This is a genomic window from Ruegeria sp. B10 (genome assembly GCF_056539825.1).
Genome location: NZ_JBQFVP010000004.1, coordinates 13610 through 35052 on the forward strand (window position 1 = coordinate 13610; position 21443 = coordinate 35052).

13 protein-coding genes, 1 tRNA gene and 1 pseudogene are annotated in these 21443 nt (G+C 54.8%); 7 read left to right on the forward strand and 8 right to left on the reverse strand.

Annotated elements, in window-relative coordinates:
• Window positions 1-35 precede the first annotated feature (35 nt).
• On the forward strand, window positions 36-893 hold the full coding sequence (locus ACR0J4_RS06430) for a LysM peptidoglycan-binding domain-containing protein (protein ID WP_170747356.1): 858 nt from the start codon (window positions 36-38) through the stop codon (window positions 891-893).
• A 172-nt stretch (window positions 894-1065) separates the two neighbouring features.
• Window positions 1066-1767: a hypothetical protein gene (locus tag ACR0J4_RS06435; protein ID WP_170747355.1), complete on the forward strand. Its 702-nt coding sequence runs from the start codon at window positions 1066-1068 to the stop codon at window positions 1765-1767.
• A gap of 4 nt (window positions 1768-1771) precedes the next feature.
• On the opposite strand, the pseudogene ACR0J4_RS06440 reads toward ACR0J4_RS06435, so the two are convergent.
• Window positions 1772-2564: pseudogene (locus ACR0J4_RS06440) on the reverse strand (IS5 family transposase).
• Window positions 2565-3288: 724 nt separating this feature from the next.
• Between ACR0J4_RS06440 and ACR0J4_RS06445 the strand changes: the two are divergent.
• The 5 genes from ACR0J4_RS06445 (at window position 3289) to ACR0J4_RS06465 (ending at window position 9865) form a co-directional block, all read left to right on the forward strand.
• Window positions 3289-3378, forward strand: a tRNA-Ser gene (locus tag ACR0J4_RS06445).
• Window positions 3379-4377: 999 nt separating this feature from the next.
• A complete protein-coding gene (locus ACR0J4_RS06450; RefSeq protein ID WP_480668340.1) occupies window positions 4378-4527 on the forward strand; it encodes a hypothetical protein in 150 nt (49 codons plus the stop codon).
• A 439-nt stretch (window positions 4528-4966) separates the two neighbouring features.
• Window positions 4967-5860: an NAD(P)-dependent oxidoreductase gene (locus ACR0J4_RS06455; RefSeq protein ID WP_170642697.1), complete on the forward strand. Its 894-nt coding sequence runs from the start codon at window positions 4967-4969 to the stop codon at window positions 5858-5860.
• Between the two features lie 786 nt (window positions 5861-6646).
• Window positions 6647-6949, forward strand: coding sequence for an SH3 domain-containing protein (locus ACR0J4_RS06460; protein WP_170553906.1), 303 nt, complete (start codon window positions 6647-6649; stop codon window positions 6947-6949).
• A gap of 396 nt (window positions 6950-7345) precedes the next feature.
• A complete protein-coding gene (locus tag ACR0J4_RS06465) occupies window positions 7346-9865 on the forward strand; it encodes a cation:proton antiporter (protein ID WP_170642698.1) in 2520 nt (839 codons plus the stop codon).
• 101 nt (window positions 9866-9966) lie between these two features.
• On the opposite strand, the gene ACR0J4_RS06470 is transcribed toward ACR0J4_RS06465, so the two are convergent.
• The 7 genes from ACR0J4_RS06470 to ACR0J4_RS06500 all read right to left on the reverse strand — a co-directional run bounded on the left by ACR0J4_RS06470 (window position 9967) and on the right by ACR0J4_RS06500 (window position 21413).
• Window positions 9967-11766, reverse strand: coding sequence for an NAD(P)/FAD-dependent oxidoreductase (locus tag ACR0J4_RS06470; RefSeq protein ID WP_170642699.1), 1800 nt, complete (start codon window positions 11764-11766; stop codon window positions 9967-9969).
• A gap of 148 nt (window positions 11767-11914) precedes the next feature.
• Window positions 11915-13546, reverse strand: a complete 1632-nt coding sequence (locus ACR0J4_RS06475; RefSeq protein WP_480668341.1) for a sigma-54-dependent Fis family transcriptional regulator — start codon at window positions 13544-13546, stop codon at window positions 11915-11917.
• A gap of 484 nt (window positions 13547-14030) precedes the next feature.
• Complete coding sequence (locus tag ACR0J4_RS06480; protein ID WP_170642700.1) at window positions 14031-17216, reverse strand: adenylate/guanylate cyclase domain-containing protein; 3186 nt, start codon at window positions 17214-17216, stop codon at window positions 14031-14033.
• 146 nt (window positions 17217-17362) lie between these two features.
• Window positions 17363-18166: a hypothetical protein gene (locus ACR0J4_RS06485; protein ID WP_170379212.1), complete on the reverse strand. Its 804-nt coding sequence runs from the start codon at window positions 18164-18166 to the stop codon at window positions 17363-17365.
• Between the two features lie 117 nt (window positions 18167-18283).
• Complete coding sequence (locus ACR0J4_RS06490) at window positions 18284-19177, reverse strand: RDD family protein (protein ID WP_170642701.1); 894 nt, start codon at window positions 19175-19177, stop codon at window positions 18284-18286.
• Entirely contained in the window at window positions 19174-20169 is a 996-nt protein-coding gene (locus tag ACR0J4_RS06495) for a stage II sporulation protein M (RefSeq protein WP_170642702.1), read from the reverse strand. The genes ACR0J4_RS06490 and ACR0J4_RS06495 overlap by 4 nt, the downstream gene beginning before the upstream one ends.
• Window positions 20169-21413, reverse strand: coding sequence for a DUF58 domain-containing protein (locus ACR0J4_RS06500; RefSeq protein WP_480668342.1), 1245 nt, complete (start codon window positions 21411-21413; stop codon window positions 20169-20171). The genes ACR0J4_RS06495 and ACR0J4_RS06500 overlap by 1 nt, the downstream gene beginning before the upstream one ends.
• Between the last annotated feature and the right edge of the window lie 30 nt (window positions 21414-21443).

Below are 21443 nucleotides of genomic sequence, written 5' to 3' on the forward strand. Positions count from 1 at the left end.
AACGCCTTTTTATTTTTCTTTTTTTGGGGGGTGCTATGTCTAAACGAGTTCGTATCCATGTGATCAAAAAGGGTGAAACACTAGATAAAATTGCTCGAGTTTATGGCTTTAGGTCGTACAAAGAGATCTATAATGCTGGGATCAACGCAAAATTCCGAAAAGAAAATCCAAATCCCGCAATCATCACACCTGGTAGCAAGATTTTAATCCCTAGTCATCTGGATACATCGCAAGGTATTAAATCCAAAAAGGCGCTGATATCACGCTACGAACGTAGAATTGCGGCCTACGAAAAGATTTGCTCAGATATCCAAAAATCCAGAGATGCACAGGTGCGGGAAATTAGCGCGGCTCTCAAAAAAGCTAAATCGACGGGTGATGCGGTCGATTTGGCAGCAACACTGATCAGCCTTACTCATGGAATTTACAAGGTAGGTTCGAAGGCGTCTGTTGCAATGAAAAAGAGCGGCGACGAAATCGCTAAGGCCAACAAAGAATTTTATCAACAAATGATGGAGTTCCGCAACGACTACCTTGAGGACGCGGTCGTCAAACCAGTACTTAAGCCAATCGCGGAAAAAATGAAATCGTCTAGCTCTACTGCTGAGCAGCTTGGTGCGGCCTATTTCCAAGCCTGGGTTGACTATACTAGCCCTTCTTTTTGGGCGCGAACTTATGTCAAATTGAGTGAATCCCGGATAGTTCGTGATATAGCCAAAGGAAAGTTTGAAGACGCTTGGGCAGCTTGGTCTCGGGCTGTAACATGGGACCCTGCTAAAGACCTGCAAGTGCAGACAAGCAAGATAAAGAAAAGCTCAGAAGTACAATTGAAAAAGTTTCGAGCCATTATTAGTGATGACAAAAAGCTCTTGAAGCAAATTGCGTCACTCTAAACTATCTCCTTAGAATCAATCTTGTTTCAAGTCTTAACGATAATCTAAATCTCGCGGCAATGCAGCGTTTTCGATGATAGCCATTTATCAACAGGTGTGTTTCGAAATAAGAAGTGTTTGTAGGGCCGTAGCATACAGAAGATTGAAAGCTTTCCACTGAATGATAGGCTGAATGATGGATAGAAACGCTGCCGTAGAATGCCGACAGAAGCAAAACTTGAAAGAATTCAAAAATTGGCTCTCAAAGTATAGCAAAGTGATCATGCCAATCCCGAATCGGGGGGCTATTTATGCGGGATTGGGAAAAACAAACCTCATGAAGATGAAGAAAGGGCTGCAAGCGCAGCCTGAAACAATCCCGATGTGGAAAATCATTGAGAAGGTCGAAAAAGACGCGCGCGAATACACAGGTTATGTGACGATAGATACGATTAACGATGTTCTAAAGCGCATAAAATCCCCGATTCCAAAACTCGTGGAAGCCACTGGAGCAAATGCTGGAGACCCTAAGAAATACTCTGACATGCTATCTTGTGTAAACGCGCTTGCCAGCGACGATTGGGAACTTTTGCCTAAAGTAAACCGTCGGAAGGTTTGGAACATGGTCTCCGCGAAGTACTCGGAGAACCTTTCCGGTGACGTACAAATTTGGGAAGGAGTGTCAAAGAGGCTTCGGCTGCTGGAGAAGTACAAAGTTATGCTGCAGGATGAATTGAAGCAAGTTCACAAGAACCCCAAGGTATCTCTGAAGACCCGAAAAGAGGTTGAGGGTTTGATTAAGAAATACGAGAATCACTATGGCGAGCTCGGTGCTGAAGCCAAATTGAAAGACAGCACTTTAAAAAGAAGTCTTAAGGTAGCCATGCGAAAGTGAGTTATTAACTTCTATGTTCACGTGAAATTAGGGTCAGGACTAATAGTAAACTGATGACGAGAGCTGCGAGGGCGATTGCTGAGAGGAAGACCTTCGGGCACCTGTCGTATCGGGTTGCCACACGGCGCCAACACTTGAGCCTATCAAACATGATCTCGATCCGGTTGAGGCGTTTGTGTCGGCCCTTGTCGTACTTCACCGTCGTCTTGCGCTGCTTCCGACCGGGGTACAAACGCGTATACCTGTGTCTTGCAACGCTTCTCGGAACCAAACGGCATCGTATCGGCGATTTCCGAGTATCCAATCGGCATTCGGTATACCGCTGAACAGATCCCGAGCACCGATGTAGTCGCTGACCTGTCCTGCGATTGTTAACAGGTTCAGCGGGCGTCTCTGACTATCGCAGATGACGTGCAGTTTGGTGTTCATGTCGCCCTTGGTTCAGCCAATCAGGCGTCCGCCCCCCGTTTTTGATGCCCGTGCTGGTCGCTTTCAGCTGAGCCTTCAGATAGGTCGCATCGATCACCACGGTCTTCTGTTCGCGGTACTCAGTGGCCAAGCCAGCCATCATTCGCGCGAATGATGCCCTTGTCGCTCCACCGTTTCCATCGATTGTACTGCGTCTTTTGCGGTTCATAGGCAGCAGGGGCATCCCGCCACCGCAAGCAATTGCGATTTATGAAGATAATCCCGCTCAACACACGCATGTCATCGACGCGCGGCTTGCCATGGTGCTTCGGGACGAAGGGCTCCAGATGCGTGATTTGCGCATCCGTAAGCAAGAAGAGATCAGACATGTTCACCGTTCGTTTTTGAACCGTGACACACGCCGCAAAGCGGAAAGCAATGGGTCCTGAACCTAAGTATCTGTTTGGATTTGGCCAAAACTCAATTGCTGGCGCTCAGCGACAGAGGTTCTGAAACGTTAAGCCCAAAGCCCTAAAATTGGCATTTCAATTGCGTTCGGCAACGGTGGTTGCGCTCTCCCGCAACCAGCGTTAGAAAATCCAAAACAGCCCGTTCAGACTACAATTGATCCCCGGATCAATTGCTTAACGTCCTAACCTCGTCAGCCTCATAACCTGAAGGTCACAGGTTCAATTCCTACTCCCGCAAACATCACAGTCGAACAAAGTACCGAACAAGCCGCCCTGAACCGTTTTTTGTGTCCGGTCCATGCCCGGTTCGTGATCCATCTTGACAACACCTTTCATTCGGTGATCTGAGGATAGTCAGAACCCACACCACCCTTTTCGACGGTGTTAGCCGAATACTGCGACCGCCGCGTGATCTAAAGTCTTTGAACTAGTGCAACATGCAACGGCCACTCGCACAGGCTTCGATCCCTTTTTGTTTGATCATGATTGTGAACAGTAATGCGCAGCTTGAACAGGTGAATGCCCCCAGTCAAAAATCGCTATTTCGTGCTATTTCAACAGCTTCGCGCGGGTCTGTAAAAAAATCCAATCCCTGAAGAAATGCCCTTGTACTTCCGCTGCTTGCACGGATATACCCGTCCGTGGAGACGTGGCCGAGTGGTCGAAGGCGCTCCCCTGCTAAGGGAGTAGGCGGGAAACCGTCTCGAGGGTTCGAATCCCTTCGTCTCCGCCATAAACCTATTTCGGATAATTGGCGCGTCCTTTCTAACTTGCCGTTTAGCTATAAATTATCAGCGTTTACTATCTCATCGTATCATCTTGAGCGTTACTAAGTTAACCTTAGTACATCTCATTGAGTGGTATATTTTGTGGTATTTTAATGGCTGCGCTCTGCGGGAAGCTGGTAGATAATCTTGGCCTGGGTCGGCATGGCGACGGTTCTGGACTGTATCTTTTTGTTGATCCCTCTGATGCGCGGCGCTGGATCGTGCGCGTAACGGTCAAAAGACACGAGAACCACAAGGGTGTTCCGCTGCGCACGGATTTCGGCTTATCCGCATCGGACGGAGGATCGCTTGTTACAACGCGGATCTGAACGCCTGGCTGGCGGCGCGGCACACCGATCCCGACAACCAGGCTACATAGTGAGAAACCCCAACTCCAAGCGCGGAAATGGGGCTTTTCCAGTGACATCAACTGCCAACCTAGCAAGTCCAGTTGATGCCACAGGATGCCCCGCGCCGACAAGAAAAAACAAGCGCCGGTACTACTGGTCGCCCCTGAGCCACCCGGTCGAACGGGTGATCGTAGGGAAAGGAAGGATCGAGCATGGCTGATATCTCCCTTTCCAAGTCGATCAATACCTCACACGACAGGGGGCTAGACACATGCTCGCTTCCCCGAACTGATCATCGAGAAATCGCTGACAACTACAGCGGCGAGCTCTTGCGCCATGGTGTCTACCGCATCGCCGTATGTCGGGACGGCGTCCAATGGCTGTTTCAGCGCCAGAGCCCCCAATTTCCTGCTGGGGGAGCAGCATGGGACACGCGAGGGTACTGTGTGTCCAAATCCGGCCTGACCCGGCTCGTCCGGGCGCATATCGGCTGCGACGTTCCGAAGTCAGATGCCATTCCCGAGCATTTCCAGAGGAGGTGCCGCGATGAGTAGGCGTCGATCTCCGAAGGGCAAACGGTCAGATGAGGGCCAATAAGTCCCTCTGCCCTACGCCATGATCAAATCTCCTGCATGGCGGGCTCTGTCCGGACCTGCAGTGAAGCTCTGGCTGGAGCTTCACTCCCGCTCTAACGGTAGCAACAACGGCAAGGTGTTTCTGTCGATGAACGAGGCGGCAGAAATCTTGGGGTTGGCGATGCATTAGCTTGGCACAGCAGACTACCCGTTCTTCGAAGGCGTTATGGATCAAGTCGCGACTCCCGGACAGCAGGACAGTTCTGTCTCGGAGACAACATCGAACTTCGTGATGTCGGTTGTTGCCGGGGTTAAACCGCAAGACGAGATCGAAGAAATGCTGGCGATCCAGATGGGAGCGATCCGATTTGTTCCATTCTTCTGCCTTCATACGTTTAGATTGAATGACCGGATAGCGCGCAGAGCAGACTTAAAGTTGAATTCAAGGAACGACTGTTTCGAGCACAATGCAGACACTTGGTTCAAGCGCAGCATCTGTCGAAAAGGACTAGAAACGTTCATTCGCTGCGTCCTGCGCCTTGGTTCACGAAGCAAAGTTAAGCCACCATTGCTTTTTCATTCTGTACTAGTCCACACTGACTCTCCGTGAATGGTAAAGGGAGACCTCGATGAGCGAAGAAACGATAGGATTTGTTGGTGTTGGCTTGATGGGTCAGGGTATGGCCGCAAATCTGCTAAAAGCCGGCTTCAAAGTTAATGTGGTTGCTCATCGAAACCGTGGCCCTGTCGGTGACTTGGTCGCTCAGGGTGCGACGGAGGCAGAAAACCTCGCGGAGCTCGCGGCAGTTTCCTCAGTTATCCATATTTGTGCACCCGGTTCACCTCAGGTCGAGGCAATTGTCGCGGCCATGATGCCAACCATGCAGACCGGTAGCGTCATTGTGGATTGTTCCACGTCAGACCCGAATTCCACTATGGCACTGGCAAAGAAGTTAGCGCAGGCCGGTCACCACATGGCGGACGCGCCGTTGGGCGGGACGCCCGTGCAAGCACAGAACGGAGAACTGGCGACCATGGTCGGCGCTGACCCTGTTGTTTTTGAGCGGTTGAAGCCCGTTATCGCAGCTTGGGCAAAGACCATCGTTCACATTGGCCCATGTGCTGCAGGGCACAAAATGAAGCTTCTGAATAACTTTCTTTCACTGGGATACGCGGCGCTCTATTCAGAAGCGTTGGCACTGTCCGAAAAAGTAGGAATATCCACCAAGGAATTCGACTCGGTCATTCGTGGCAGCAGGATGGATTGCGGGTTTTATCAAACCTTCATGGGGTACGCCGTTGAAGGCAATCGAGAGTCTCACAAATTCACTCTGTCCAATGCTCTAAAAGATTTGCGTTACCTCGAAGCCATGGCAGATGAAGTGGGGCTGTCCAATCCAATCGGAAACGCCGCAAAAAACAGTTTTGCAATGGCGCTCGCCGCTGGAGGTGACGGACCGAACGACTATGTTCCTCACCTTGTCGATTTCGTGGCTGCGAGAAACGGCGTATCCAAGGTTTAATTCTGGTCGCATTACGCACGCAGTTAAATGCGAACTCTCTAAGGTGCGGAAACAAGGATTTCAGGTAGTCCCGCCAATCATGCTGAGGATTAGAACTGAGAAGTTTTTTACCTTGGCGTTTGAATCGAAGGTTTAATCCTGCGTCATTTCCTTCTTAGCATCAAAGCCTTCGCAAAACCGCGTTACTAACTCTGACGTCGTTAAATTTACAGAGTGGTTGTCTTTTGTTGCTTTGAAATCCGGATACCTCAAATCACGGATGCTCACGAACTGTTGGCGCTCGGAGCAAAAACCTATCAATTGACCTCCTCCGAACCGCTTCCAAATGCGGCCTGCTGCCGGTTAGTTGAGCTCAACTGACGGGCTGAATGAAAAGGCGCCGGACTTCTTTGCCAAGTCACTCACGCAACAATAAAAAAGAATAATGAAATACTTGCTCCAAACCCCAAGTGCCAGAGCAATCCTGATGGCACTCTTCATAATCATTGTTGTGAGGGTGTGCAGCCATGAAGGAGCTGGATATCAAGAGCCTGATAAAGAGTATTTGGACATTAGAGGCAGGCCCTAACCCGCACTGCCATGCCCTTATGTGTCTACTTTTCGTTCATAAGCTGTCATCTGAGAAAAATGGTCAGATGACCAAGTTGAGCCCAAACCTGACCTTCGGCATACTTAAAAGTCTTAGTTCAATGGTCCGTTTAAACGTGCGCAGTCTTCGATCAGGGAGTTACGCTTGATGATCAGAGGCGCTAGGATTGCAGTTGAGGAAACAGGCGGGTTAACATTATGCGAAGTGCAGTCTTCTTGCCCTTAGTGGCATTTTCCCTAGGCACAATTGTCTTAACTCAATCCGCAACGGCAGCTTCTCTCGGACAGTACGAGGTTTTTGGCGTTGAAGACGGAGACATGCTGAAATTGCGTGCAGGACCGGGAATAGGGTTCAACGTGATAGTGGGCCTTCCAAATGGAACAGCATTAAAAGTTCACAGTTGCGAGCAGACCGGCGACACCCGTTGGTGCCGCGTGTCCTTGCAACGTGCGCGTGGTCTAAAAGGATTTGTCTCTTGGGCATATTTGCGAAAGTTGTAGGTATAACTATGTTGCGGTGCCCACTTAGATGCCCAGATTTTGTCAGAAGAACCAAAATTGAGTCGGTTAAGGTGTTGTCCTAAATTCGGCCAATATTGCAAGCATGGTAGCTATTCAACCGAATGGCAGCGAGCGACTGCTCCGAACCCTTAGTGTACGTTGCGGCGCGCTCAACCGACAAATGCTATGTGAAGGAAGCGGACTTTTTAAAGCGCGGTGATCGATATATTCCAGCGGTTCACTTACAGAGCTAGTGTCAAAGAGCGGTCCGCCAACGCAAACACTCCTTGCAAGTGCGCAACCTGGATGTTTTTGAACCAACACATTGATCCCGCAAAGCCGATCCTTTTGAAGGGGCGATTTCCCTTAATTCGAGTTCTCAGGTAATACGTAGTAATGGATATTGTCGTCATTACGACCATCATCACTTCTTTTTTTGTTGTAATCGGTGTGGCGGAACCATTGGCTGCACGTATGCGCCTGCCTTACAGCGTTATCCTAGCGGTCCTGGGGATAGTGATCGGACTTGGCGCAACGTTCTTTCTCAACACTGACTTGACGGATGCACTGAACCCGGGAGCGCAGGCGATTATTGATTTGCCGATCCGGTCAGACGTCTTCCTCTATGTTTTCCTGCCAACGTTGCTCTTTCAGGCGACTCTCGGCATGAACCTGCGCAGGATGCTGGATGACTGGATGCCGATCCTGATGATGGCCGTTGTAGCAGTGATTGTGGCTACCCTCTCTATTGGCTATGCGCTTAGTTGGGTAAGTGCTTTACCGCTCGTCGCCTGCCTGTTGATTGGAGCTATCGTTTCAACAACTGATCCCTCGGCGGTTGTCAGCATTTTTAGGTCAATCTCCGCACCACGCAGGTTGTCGCGAATAATCGAGGGTGAAAGCCTCCTGAACGATGCTGCCGCGATTGCTCTTTTTGGGCTATTCATGAGCTTTGTGATGCTCGGGAGACCTGATCCGTCGCTAAGTGACGCCGTGGGGCAGTTTCCGCTGTTGATCGTTGGCGGAGCGCTCACTGGTTGGCTTATGGCGCGTTTGGCGGTTTGGATGATGGCTTTCGTAGACCGTTGGGACAAGGCGCAAATTTCAATTTCTGTCGCACTGCCGTACCTCGCCTATATCGTTGCGGAACAAAGCGTCGGGGCTTCGGGTGTTATCGCAGTAGTGGTCACAGGTCTAACGCTCAACCTCACCGGCCCCGGTCGTTTGTCACCGGTTGCTTGGGTAAATCTGCAAGAAGTATGGGATCTTCTGGCACATTGGGCCGGAGCACTGATCTTTATTCTTGCAGCATTGTTAATACCGAGACTGTTGGAAGGGGTGCAGCCGTCTGACTTTGGCCTGCTGGCAGTGGTGGTTCTTGCTGCAACACTAGCGCGGGCGGCGGTTTTGTTCGGCTTGTTGCCCTTGCTCACGACAATCGGTCTGTCGCCAGTTGTGGAACGCCCCTATCGCACTGCAATGCTTTGGGGTGGGTTGCGGGGCGCCGTGACTTTGGCATTGGCACTGGCAGTCACCGAAAGCACTCAAGTACCGCTCGAAACCAAGCGTCTGGTCGGTATTTTGGCCACTGGCTTTACGCTGTTTACACTGATTGTCCAAGGGACAACCTTGCGAACGGTGATCACAAAGCTAGGACTCGACAAGCTCACTCCGCTTGATACGGCATTGTCGCGCCAGGTGGTCGCAGTCGCCTTGCAATCAGTCCGCGAGGATGTGTCTCGCACTGCGGAAAACTACGACCTGACCCACCAAATTGTAAGAAACGAAGCCAAACAATTTAGCGAACGCCTCGACGAGGCTGTAAAAGCCGCCGAAGACAGCGCGGAGATCCTGGATCGTGACCGGATTACGCTTGGCCTTATTGCGTTGGCCGGTGCAGAGCGGGATTCCGTATTGGCCCGAATGCGAGAGCGCACCATGTCATCAGTTCTCAGCGAAAAAATTCTGTCCGATGCTGATCGGCTCATTGAAGGCGCAAGGACCGGTGGTCGGATCGGCTATCAGCGCGCGTCCAATCGATCTGTCGTCTATGGCAAGTCTTTTCGGATCGCCGTGTTCCTGCACAACCGCCTACGAATCTCGTTTCCGCTCACTCGTATAACAGCAGACAGGTTCGAAAGACTGCTCATGCAACGTCTGATCCTTCGGGATCTCGATGGGTTTGTCCGTGGTCGTATACGCCGGATCCACGGTCGCCGGGTTGCGGAGTTGCTAGACGACCTGTTGGAGCGCCGATCCGAGGCGGTTGAGACAGCGCTTGAAGGATTGCGGCTCCAATATCCAGGCTACGCGGAAAAGCTGGAGCGGCGGTTCATCCGAAGGACGGCATTGCGACTGGAGGAGCGAGAATACTTGGTCATGCGCGAGGATGGCCTGGTAGGCGAAGAGCTCTATTCAGTGTTGATGCAGGAAGTGGCGGCACGACGTGCTTTGTCCGAAGGGCGTCCTGTACTTGACATCGCCCTCAAGGGGCGGGATCTGGTCAGGCAGTTTCCACTATTCTCTGATCTCGACAAAGCTTCATTGCGAAAACTCAGTAGAGCGCTTCGTACCCGTTACGCCAACGCGGGTGACACGATCCTTTCCAAAGATGAATTGACCCGGAGTGTGTTTTTTATCGCTTCTGGGGCAGTCGAAGTGGAGTTCGGCAGACACATCACGCGGTTAGGTCGTGGCGAAATGTTTGGGCAATTGGCCATGCTAATGAAACGGCCCCGTCGCGTGAACGTGCGGGTGTTGGCACCTTCGACATTGCTTGTGCTCGACGAAGCGCGTTTTCGGAGATTGCTCCGGCGGAGTAAAGCCATGCGGAACTCAGTCAGGATGAGCGCGAGCAAACGCATGATCGACCCTGCGGTTTTGGACCTGGACGAGCATGAAGATTCTCCTGATTAAGGATAGCTGTAAAGAAAGCTCATCAATTAGAATGGAACCGCTACAACTGTTTTTTCATTTCGCGATGGCGCGATGTCCACTTTTTGTTCGAAGCGCGTGCTTTAACTGAGGTGATATACTTCTTGCAGGCCGTAGACAGGCGTCGGGATACCCTCCATTCGGGCTTTTGTTTGCAACGACAGGAACTGTGAATAGTGCCGGGACTGATGCAGGTTTCCACCATGCATCCAAAGGTTTGGAACCTGTGTCGGCTTCCACATATTGCGTTGCTCGCCTTCCCAAGGCCCCGGGTCCTTGGTTGTGTCAGAACCCAGGCCCCAGCATTTCCCAAGTCGATCTGCCATATCCTGACCCATCAGGTCTGCGACCCAGCCGTTCATCGAATTATACCCCGTCGCGTAGACCACCAGATCGGCATCCAGATGCGTGCCGTCATCAAGTATGACTCCGGTTTCATCAAGCGCGGTGACCTGGCCGCGTTTCAGCTTGATCTCACCATCAATGATCAACTGACTGGCCCCGATATCAATGTAGTAGCCCGATCCGCGACGCAGGTACTTCATGAACAGCCCGCTGTCGTCATCGCCCCAGTCCAGCCAGAACCCGGCCTTTTCAAGGCCATCATAGAACTCTTTGTCCTGTTCTTTCATCGCGGCATAGGCCGGAATCTGGAATTCATGAAGAATGCGATAGGGCAGCGATGCAAAGATTAGATCGGCCTTTTCGGTCGTCATGCCAGACCGCACCGCACGTTCAGAATAGAGATCGCCCAGTCCGATTTCCATGAGGGTGTCCGAGCGGACAATATGGGTTGAGGACCGCTGCACCATTGTCACATCGGCATCGTTTTCCCAAAGCGCCGCGCAGATGTCGTGGGCCGAGTTGTTGGACCCCACCACAACGACCTTTTTACCGGCCCATTTGTCCGGGCCTTCATGTTCCGACGAATGCACCTGTTCGCCTTTGAAAACATCCATACCCGGAAAATCAGGCATGCGTTTCTTGCCGGACATCCCTGTCGCCATGATCAGTTGCTTGGGCCGCAGTACAACCTCTTCACCGTCCCGGTCGACAGTGATGGTCCATTCGCCCTTGTCTTCATCGAACGTGGCGGATTTGGCCGTCGTGCGCGTCCAATAGTTCAACTCCATCACCTTGGTGTACATCTCAAGCCAGTCACCGATCTTGTCCTTGGGCGAGAAGACGGGCCAGTTTTCCGGGAACTTGATGTAAGGAAGATGATCGTACCAAACCGGATCATGCAGGCAGAGGGATTTGTAGCGATTGCGCCAACTGTCGCCCGGCCGGTCATTCCGTTCAACGATTATCGTCGGCACACCCAGCTGACGCAGCCTCGCGCCCATGGCGATACCACCCTGACCGCCGCCGATGATGACGCAGTAGGGCTGTGTCTTGTAGCCCAGTTCAGCCTCTTCCTGCACCCGTTCTTCTGCCCATGTGGTCCTGTGTTTGCCCGCGCCGTGCTTGGCCCCAAGTGGACGGTTGAACCCTTTGGGTTCTTCATGACCTTTCAGCTCGACCATCGTGGTCAGCAGGGTCCATATCTTGCCATCCTTGAGGCGGATCAACCCGTAGCCGCGTGCCACTTCGGTCTCGAACTCGATCCAAGCGGTGGTTATTCCGCCTTCTTCAGTTGGAACTTCACCTTCGGCTATTTTCCAACCGCTCGGCTTGGTTGTGGCCAGCTGATGCGACAGCATATCTGCCACCTGCGCTTTACCTTCGACCGTTTTAATATTCCAGGTAAAGCTGACCAGATCGCGCCAAAAACAATCGTCCTGGAACATTTCGCAGGCGGCATCGATATCTCCTTTGGACAAAGCCGAACCGAAGTCATCCAGAAACCCCTGAACCTGATCCGAGAGTGTTGTGTCGAGCATGTCATCCTCCCTATCTCCACGGAGCAGAAGGCTGGCAAATCCGAAACCCTTCGGGCAAGCGGATTTGGCGCATAAACACTTGGTGCGGTCCAAAAACGCCATTGCTTGTTGCGCGCGCAACAAGGGCGCAACACGGGTACATATGCGTTTAAGCGGGCGGTCTAAGCCCGGCTTTTCGCATACGGCGCAGGATCGTCGATCGGTTCACACCAAGGCGCCTTGCCAGTTGGGACATGTTCCAATCGCAAGCACGCAGAAGTGTTTCCAGATCATCTGAGTCCTGCTTTTGCGTAGGGGCTAGTGCCGGGCTGGGCAAATCCGTTAAGTCGATGATGTTGTCCTGACACAGGGCGACCGAACTGTGCAGCAGATGTTCCAGTTCACGAATATTGCCGCGCCACAACCGTGATTTCAGGTCCGCGCGGGCAGCGGTTGACAGGCGAATATCGTGGTTGGCAAACCGTCGGAGCAGACGATCAATCAGCCAATCCAGATCCGCACGGTGGCGCAAAGGCGGTAGAGACAATGTGGCCCCCGCAATCCGGTGCAGCAGATCTTCGCGCAGACTGCCCTGCAATCCCGCCGGGGGCTGCCGACATGAGGCGATGATCCTCAGATCAGCCCGCCGCTCAAGCACTGCCAAAAGAGAGGCCTGAGCAGGCTCGCTCAGGTCTTCAACGCCACGCAGGAACAGTGTGCCGGGTTCGATACCATGGCAGAAATTGAATGTTGGCGTATCGCAACAGATCACGGTGTGGAAATCCTGTGTCGCAGGATCAGCCATATGGATCGCGCGCGCCAGCTTGGTCTTGCCCGTCCCGCTTTCACCGGTCAGCAAAAGCGGCAGATTGGTCGGCGCAAGACGGGCCGCTTTGTTCAAAAGTTGCTGAAGGCCCGCATCCGGCCCTGCAAAGCTACCAAGGGCGCCAGGCAGAGCCTTTTCCCGTTTGCGCAGAGCTGCCGTCATCTGCGGCGTCTGTGGAGCAACGGCATGACCATAGAGCGCGCGCCCATCCTTGAGGTGTAAAACGCGGTCTTCAGACGGTCTGCCGCGCATGAATTCGGGCATGTCATCAACGCTGATTTCAAGCCAGTCCTGCAATTGCGACCCAATCAGGTGGCCCGAACTGTCCGGGTCCAGCGCACGTCGGGCCCCCGAGGTCATACCGATGATCTTGCCGCCTCCGTCCACTGCAACCGCCGCTTCGGGATCGACCTCAAGAAACTCGGGGCTGGCTGAAAAGCGCAGGACCCAATCTCGCCGGGTCGATGCCATCAGGTTTGCCATTTCGACGCGACGGGCGGAGTTCGTCACCAATGTCATGGCCAGATTCTGCGACGCCTTTGGTGAGGGTCCACGCAACAATGACACATCCAGAACAGCCGCAAGAGCTCCTTTGGTGTCAAAAATAGGCGCTGCCGTGCAAGACAGCGGCGTATGCGTGATCGAAAAATGATCGCCCTGATGGATGGTCACTGGCTGACCTGTAACAATGCACGACCCCACTCCGTTCGTTCCTGCCAACTCTTCCGTCCACTTGAAACCCAGATGAAGACCCGCAGTTCTGAGCTCTTCCTCGAAGTTCCGGTCGCCAAAGAAATCGACGCAGACGCCATCTGCATCCGCAAGCAGCAGGACGTAGTTCTGCCCTGCCACCTGCGCAAACAGCGATTGCAGCCCCGAACGCGCGGTCGCGATCAGACGTTCGGATTGCTCCAGATGTTCTCGGAATTTGGTGTCAGGCAGGATGTGCGCAGGTTCTTGTCGTGAGGGATCCATACCGTAGGTTTCAACACAGCGCTGCCAGCTATCCGCGACAAGTCGGTCTCGCCCTGTATCGAAACCGCTTAAGACGCGGTCAATCTCTTTTGAATGCTGGCGATCCAACAGCTTCCCGCCCTACAAACCCATCTTAAAAATAGCATGAGTATGGCTTCGCGCCTATGTTCAAATTTCGTCTGGCAGACGTTTGGCGCTTTGCCTTGTCAAGCTGACCTGCGTCGAAAGCGCAGCGTTGGGCCCTTTAGGCTCAGAGTTGTCATTCTCTGAAATTTGTATGAGTGGCAGCGATGTGTTTCGAAACGAGAATTCTAGCATTCTAACCTTGGGCTTTGCTCCGCTAGACACCAAGTTCAGTTCAGTACTTTAATAGTTTAACCCACTGTTTTTCAAATTCAATATATACCTTTCAGTAACTTGCAGGCATAGTTCCGCACTTCCACTCCGCCGCAACCTTAAATATTGGCACATTTCGGATAAACTTCTAGGCCAACTCGGCCAGAGCCGTGTCGATCCGGGACAGCATCGGAGATTGGCCCGCAGTCTCAACGATGACGCGGGCTTTGCTCAGGTGTTGCACGGCCAATTGCTTCTTCTTGCGCGCTTTATAGAGCAACCCGAGGATCATGTCGCAGCGGGCTATATAGTGCCCTTTGTCGTCGAATTGGGGGTTGCTGCGCACCTCGTCCAGCATAGCAACCAGTTTCTTTTCGCCAAAGAACAGCACCCAAAGGATCGAGCGGAAATTCCGGAGAAAGACGCCAGCTGACGCTCCGCCCTCACCGGTCAGGATGGCAAGATACATTTCGCATAGGAACAGACGCGCCCAATCGGCCGACACTTTAGTGCCTTCGTCCGTGCGTTTTTGAACGGCACGCTCGATCTGCCGTAGCCCGTCAGCGATGCGTCCTTTGAGGGCATAGGCTACTCCCAGCATCGTTGCCGGGCCCATGGTGAACAGGGTCCAGCCGTGTTCATTGCAATTGGCGATATGGGCCTCAATGATCTCGATCGCGCCGGGTGTTTCCGTAGGCACCATGGCGGATACGCGGGCGGCCTCGGCGATGGCGCGTTCGAACTCGACTTTTGAAGCCTTGTGCGCCTCTTCCGCGATGGCCAGCGCTTTTTCGTGGTCATCGGCGACCATGGCGATCAGGGCTTTCATCGCTGTGCCATAGCCCAAAGCCCTTGGGTCGTTGGTCTTCTTGCCCAGCGCAATCATCTTGTCTGCAGTGGCATGTGCGCGGGCGACCCGTCCACGGGTCAATTCGTTCCAACCAATGGTGGCGAGGTAGAAATTCTGGATATAGGCGTCTTCGATCTTTTCCAGCTCGGCCTCGATCACGCGTGCCTTTGCTTCGAACTCGGCGTTTGAAATCGGCGAGAAATAGATCGACACCGAAAGCTCATTCACCATGGCATAGGCCCGTGAGGCCGGATCGCCAAGGCGTTCGGCCATGGCGGTCAGATCCTGTTGAACCCAGTGGGCTTCGCGGTATTTGCCGTTGCAGACAAGGCAGGACACATAATGGTGCAGGAACAGAGCGTGATGAGAGCTGTCGCCCACCTGTTCAAGGATGGGGCGCACGGATCCGGCAAGGTCAATGATCGTTTTGACCCTGAGCGAGATGTTCGAACACAGCGCAAAGCTGGCCAGAAACTCAGCGAACTCGGTCTTTGAAGCGCAGTCCGGGTCGCTTTCGTATAGAGCATAGGCTGCCGTGTAGTAGTTGTTGGCCTCATCTAGCGAATAGACGCCCAGAGACTTGTCCCCGGCCATCGCCGTATATCGAAACGCTTTGTCGGTCTGGTCCGTCTGGCCGTAGTGGTAGGCCAACATTTCGGCCACTTCCTGCAGGCGGTTTGCGTTGCGCAGGACCAGACACTCGGCCACTTCCAGATGCAGGCCCGCGCGGCGAGTGGCGACAAGGCTTTGATATACAGCATCGCGCAGTAGGACATGCTTGAACACGTAGTCCGAGGAGTTTTCGTCGCGATACAACACGTCCTGAGCCTGAAGTCGCTGCAGGGCGTCACCGGTTTCAGCAGGGTCTTTGGCCAGTTGTGAGAGCAGACCCGGATCAAACCGTCGCCCAATTACGGCGGCGGCTTGCAGCAGGTCCCGATCCTCGGTCGACAGACGATCAACGCGGGCGGTCAGCAGGTTCAACATGCTGGCCGGCAGGTCGGCTTGCGCCATGTCGATATCCAGATGCGCTTCGGCAGCGTCGACCCGCAGACTGCCTTGTTCCAGCAGATAGGTTAGGATTTCTTCGCCAAACAGCGGATTGCCACCGGCACGTTCGGCCAGTTGCCTGTCCAGCCCCACAGGCAGAGTGGTTACGCCCAGCCGGTTGCGCGCCAGGTTGGCGAAATCCTCGGTCACCAGAGGTTTCAGCGCGATGGTTCGAACCTTGTCGTCATCGCGCCAAGCAGGCGTGTATTCCGGGCGGTGGGTCTGGATCAGCAACAGGTTGGTCAGGTCCGACCGGTTGACGATGCCCTGCAACAGCTCTTCCGAGGCGCTGTCGATCCAATGGCTGTCTTCGATGAACAGGATCACGGGCTGCTTGGCGCATCGCGCCTTAAGCAGTTCAGGCAGTAGTTCACGGGTGCGTAGGCCAATGAGAACGCCGTCAAGCCCGTCCAATGCGTCCGGAGGGGGCGTTAGACCCAGCAGGTTCATCAGCAGACCTAGGTTCTGTTGAGAAAAGCACTCCCAAGCCTTCAGGCCGGTCTCAATCTTGTAGGCGATGCGGGTCGGGTTGTCCTGATCCTTGATGCGGAATCCGGTTCGGACAATCTCGATGATCGGCAGGAAGGGAACCTGCTGCCGATCCGCAAAACAATAGCCAGTCAGGACGTCAATCTGATCGCGGGGCAGGCGGTTGAGGAATTCGAACACAAGCCGGGTTTTTCCCAAGCCTGGTTCCGCCACCAGATCCACCACCGAAACGCCGTTGCGCGCCTGAGCCAGCGCGTCGGCCAATTGGGTCAGCTCGCTGTCACGCCCCACATAGGTGCTGAGACCACGCGCGACCGAGGCATCAAATCGCGAGGCATCGGCTCGTACGGATTGTAGTTGCCACAGTTTCTGAGGGGCAGCGAGACCTTTGAGCTGATGTTCCCCATCAAAGCGCAGCTCAGTTACCCATTCGACAAGGCTGCGGGTCTTGTCGCAGATCAGCGTACCACCCGATGGGGCCAGGTTTTCGATCCGTGAGGCCATGTTGACCGTGCTTCCCACCGCTGTTGCAGGCCCGTCCGCGCCCTGTACGGCGGCCATCAGAACCGTGCCGGAACTGATGCCGACCCGCATCTGAGGGCGCACACCAAAGCGGGCCTCGATCTTTTGGGCGGAAGCATGGAAAGCGTGATGAATGGCGTCGGCGGCGCGGCAGGCCCGTTCGGCCGGGTCCTCTAGCGCGTCAGGGATGCCGAACAGCGCCATGATGCTGTCCCCGGCAAAGTCGCGGACCGTGCCGCCATGCTGAGATACGGCTCCCGAGAGGGTGTCGTAGACCAGACGCACAAACTCCAACGCTTGTTCTTCGTCCAGTTTCGAGACGATCGACGTATAGCCAACCATATCCGCAAACAGGACCGAGACCTGGCGCCGCTGCCCCAGATCGCCCTGTTGTTGTGTAGATATGACCCCGCCGTCCTGCATTACCACCGGAGTGATACAGCAGCAAAGCGCGCGCCGCCAGCCGTTGCGGACATGTTGGTGCGATTGGCCTATGAAATGTACGCGAAAATGTCACGCAGAGATGCGCGGATGCCCGCAGCCCTGTGACCGAGCTGCGGGGCTTGGACTTACTTGAACACGTCCACCAGATCCGAGACGCTGACGCCTTCCTTGATCTCTTTCAAGCGGGCAAAGATCAGCGCGATGGTGATGCTGAGCCAACCATAGGCAATCGCGTTGAGTGCGGCCTCGAAGAAGGCCCATGGACCCAAAGATGCCGTTGGATCAGCAATTCCGGAGAACCCGAACGCAGCCGCGAAAACAAATGTGACTACCATGACGACCAGCACAATACATAGACCCATCAGGATCAGCGCGCCGATGATGGGCCAACGGTAGTTCTTGGTCAGAGTCGCGCTGCGTCCCATCGCGCCGAACCCGGCCCTGTCGATCACGATGGCCGGTACGATGACGGAGAATACGGCGTAGATCCAGATACCCGGCACGACCAGAAAAACAAGTCCGATAAAATACAAGATCGTGGTTACGATCGACAGAACTGCAATGGCAGGCAGGTTGACGACAGCCGCCGAGAAATAACTGCCAATACGCGCCGCGCGCCCCAATTTTGCGTCATAGGCGAACTGTATTATCACGGCCGTGGTGACGGCATATGCGAGCAATGTGATCAGAGCCGACACGATCACACCAGAATAGAAGGCGGTATTGTCGAAACCGGCGGTGCCAATGTCATCGAGAGACTGCCCCACCGCATAGTTGTTCACTATGACTTCGATCAGCGCCGGAATGAATCCCAGCAGAAGCACAAGGTGGATCTTTTTGAAAAAGATCGAAAACGTCTCGCCGACAATGGTGCCGACGCCAAGAGGCATGTGAGCCTCGGGGTATTCGGAGTTGGCTGTATCTGTCATTTTTTGTTCCAAACTACTTTTGTGTTCTGTCTCTGATAGAGCCTTTAGAACGGGTTCATCCTCAAGACGAGTTTCGTTTTTCTGCTTCTCGCTTGGGTAAATCTGCAACAGGCGTGGTTAGCCTTGTTTCTCTGCCTCGGCGTGGAATTTATCGGCGCGTTTGTCGCCAAACAACTGGCGCTGTTCCAGAAAGGCGCGTTGTGCTTTGTAGAAGGCCTCGAGAAAGGCAGGCTGGTCTTCTGGTCGTACCGCATCGGCATAGTCGATCTTGCGCCGGACCTGCTCGACAATTGCGGCCATGGTTTCCTTTTTCCGTTTGTGTGCCTCGGGCCCGGTCGCGCGTGCTGCGCCGCGCAGAAACCCTTCGAGGGTCTGCAACTCGAACGCGCCGTAATGTTCCAGCTGATGGGTCAGAAACTGGAACCGGGGCTGGGTCGCGGTGGCGGGTTTGATCGCTTTGGACATATCGGGTAGCAGGATCGGCTTAGGCAGGTGGATCACATAGGTGCCTGCGATAATGTCCCCCAACCGCTGGCTGCGCTTGTTGAACACCGGCACCGCAACCACGCCCAGTATCCAGGCCAGCGAGATCAGAGACGGGATCAGAGCCTCGGCATTCAGGGTCAGAACCAGCGTGCCAGGCAGGAAAATCTCGGCCTCTTTCATCAGGTTGCGAACGACAAGCGATTGCGTCGTCAGCGCTTGACCATCTGCCGAGACAACCTTGATCTTCATCATGCGCTTACCGATGGTCTGGCCGTTCCACACCAGCTCGGACGCAGCGTAGTAGGGGATGCGGATGATGAAGAACAGCATCGCAGCAACGGCCACCAGCGCCTCGGGCGGGACAACGTCGATGGCCAGCAAAAGCAAGAAGAGGGCGATGGCACCCACCCCGGTGATCAAGATATCAGCGAATTGGGCGGCCATACGCACGCCCACACCCGCAACCCGGAAATAGAGCGGCACACCTTCGGGGGGCAGTAGGCGGTCGAGCTTGGGTTGCGTCATGACCGCTTCCTTCCGCCCATGCAGAACCACAGCAACCACAGCGCGCCGATCCCCCAGCCGATGGCGATGCGCGTGGTGCGGTCCTGTACCAACTGCCGGCCGAAGCCTTCCAGCAGCGCAGCAACCACCAGCATCATGGCGGCGATCAGCGCCAGTTTCACTGCGTCATGCCCGGCGGCCCGCAATGCCGCGCGGCGTGTGAGCTGGCCGGGGAACAGTACGGCAAGGCCCAGTTTCAAACCGCCCGCGCCTGCGATGCAGATCGCCGACAGCTCGGTCACGCCGTGGACCGACAGCCAGCCAAACAGGTCCCAGCCCAATCCCCGATCAATGTGTAGTGCGTAAAAAACGCCCAAAATCAATCCGTTATAGAACAGCAAAAGAACCGTTGGCGCACATAGGAACGCCCCCAATCCGAATACAAAGATCGCGATGCGCGTGTTGTGCGAGAACAGGTAAGTGGCGAAAGCCCCCAGACCGGAGCCGTCCTCTTCTCCGTAAATGACCGAGCGCAGGTAGTCCGTGCTGGCGTCCGGCCCGCGCCCTCCGGCCAGTTCGGTCGGCATGAAGACAAAGAACCATTCGGGATTGTCGAAGTAGAAGAAATACCCGGCGATGGCACCAGCCGCCATGCACAGAAACCCCAGCAATGTGACGTGCCACGAGGACCGCATCGCTTGCGGCCCGCCGCTGGTCAGGAACTTGCGGATGATCCCGCCCAGCCGTTGTTGCGGGGCGTAGACACTCAGATAGGCGCGGCTTGTCAGCGCCTCGAGATATTCCAGCAACCCGCGATCCAATGAGATTTCGCGCGCGATGGACAGGGATGTTGTGGCCTGCCGGTAGAGGTCGGCCAGATCGCGCGCCTCTTGAAAGCTCATACGGTGCAGGCCCTGACCTTCGGCCTTGTCAACGAGATCGGACAAGCGTCTCCAGTCGCTTTCGCGTTCCTGCCGGAACCGGGCCGAGCGGATCAGATCAGCATCAGACATCAGATCATCTCTCGCGCTTTGATTTCCAGATAGGCCGAGATCAGCCGCGCCGAGATCTCGCCCGGTTCGGCGTCAATTACGGTCACGCCGATCTGTTGCAGCCGTTCCAGTACAAGGCGGCGTTCGCGCAGAAGCTGCCCGGTCGAGACGGTCTCGGCCACGTCGTTCAAGTCCTGCGGAGCCGTGTTGACCTGCGCCTCGAGGATCGGATCGCGCAGGGTGACGAAAACGATCAGGTGCCGCTTGGCCAGCGCGTTGATGTTCTCGACCATCAGCTCGGCCGAGGTGGTGTCGACGAAATCCGAAAACACGATGATCAGGCTGCGTTTCGGGGTGCGCCCGTTCAGCTCGGTCATGGCAAGGGTGTGGTTGGTCTCGACGCTTTCATATTGCAGCTCGGCTGTGCGGCTGCGCAGTCGGGTGAACGCTGCGCGGCCCGGTTCGGGGGGTAGGAACATGCGCGGCTTGGCGTCATAGGCATAGAGCCCGACCAGATCCCCCCCGATGGCTGCGGCCCAGGCGGTGGCAAGTGCCGCGGTGATGGCATGGTCGATCTTGGGCAGGCCCGCAATCTCCTCGCGCATCTGATAGCCGTTGTCCAAGGCGATGATGACATGGTGGTTGCGCTCGGCCCGAACCTCTTTGGCTACCAAAGACCGATGCCGCGCGGACCGCTTCCAGTCGATTGAGTTCGCATCCATGCCGGGGACGAAATCCCGCAATTGATGAAACTCGGTGCCCTCCCCGATGGCGCGGTTTTCCTTTGCGCCGAACAGGCGGGATTGGACCGTTGTCGAAATTTCACCCGATTGCACCCGGCGGATGTTGGGTACGACCGCTATTTCAAGACCAAAAGAGATTTTCGGGACGAATTCGAACAGTTTGAACCTGGAAGACCAGCTGAGCCATAGATGCGAGAGGCGCCATTTTCCCCGGCGAATGGCGCGAAACGGAATGCGCACCTGGCCGCTGGACAGGTCGAACCGGGTCGGTCCTTCGATCCCTTCGGGCCAGTGTACCTGCCCGGTCATGCCCGAGGTCGCTGGGGTGACGGTCAGGGCGATCTCATCCTGTTCGCCCACGAAGATATCACCCAACGGCTCGACCGAGACCGAACGGCGGCGCGGCCAGGACAGCAGCAGGTCACCTATTGCCAGCACACACAGAACCACCCATGGCACACCGGCAACGGTGCGGGTTGCGTCGCCCATGACGACGGCGACCAGCAACAGGCCAAGCGCCACGCAGGCCGCCACCAGCAATATGCGCGAGGG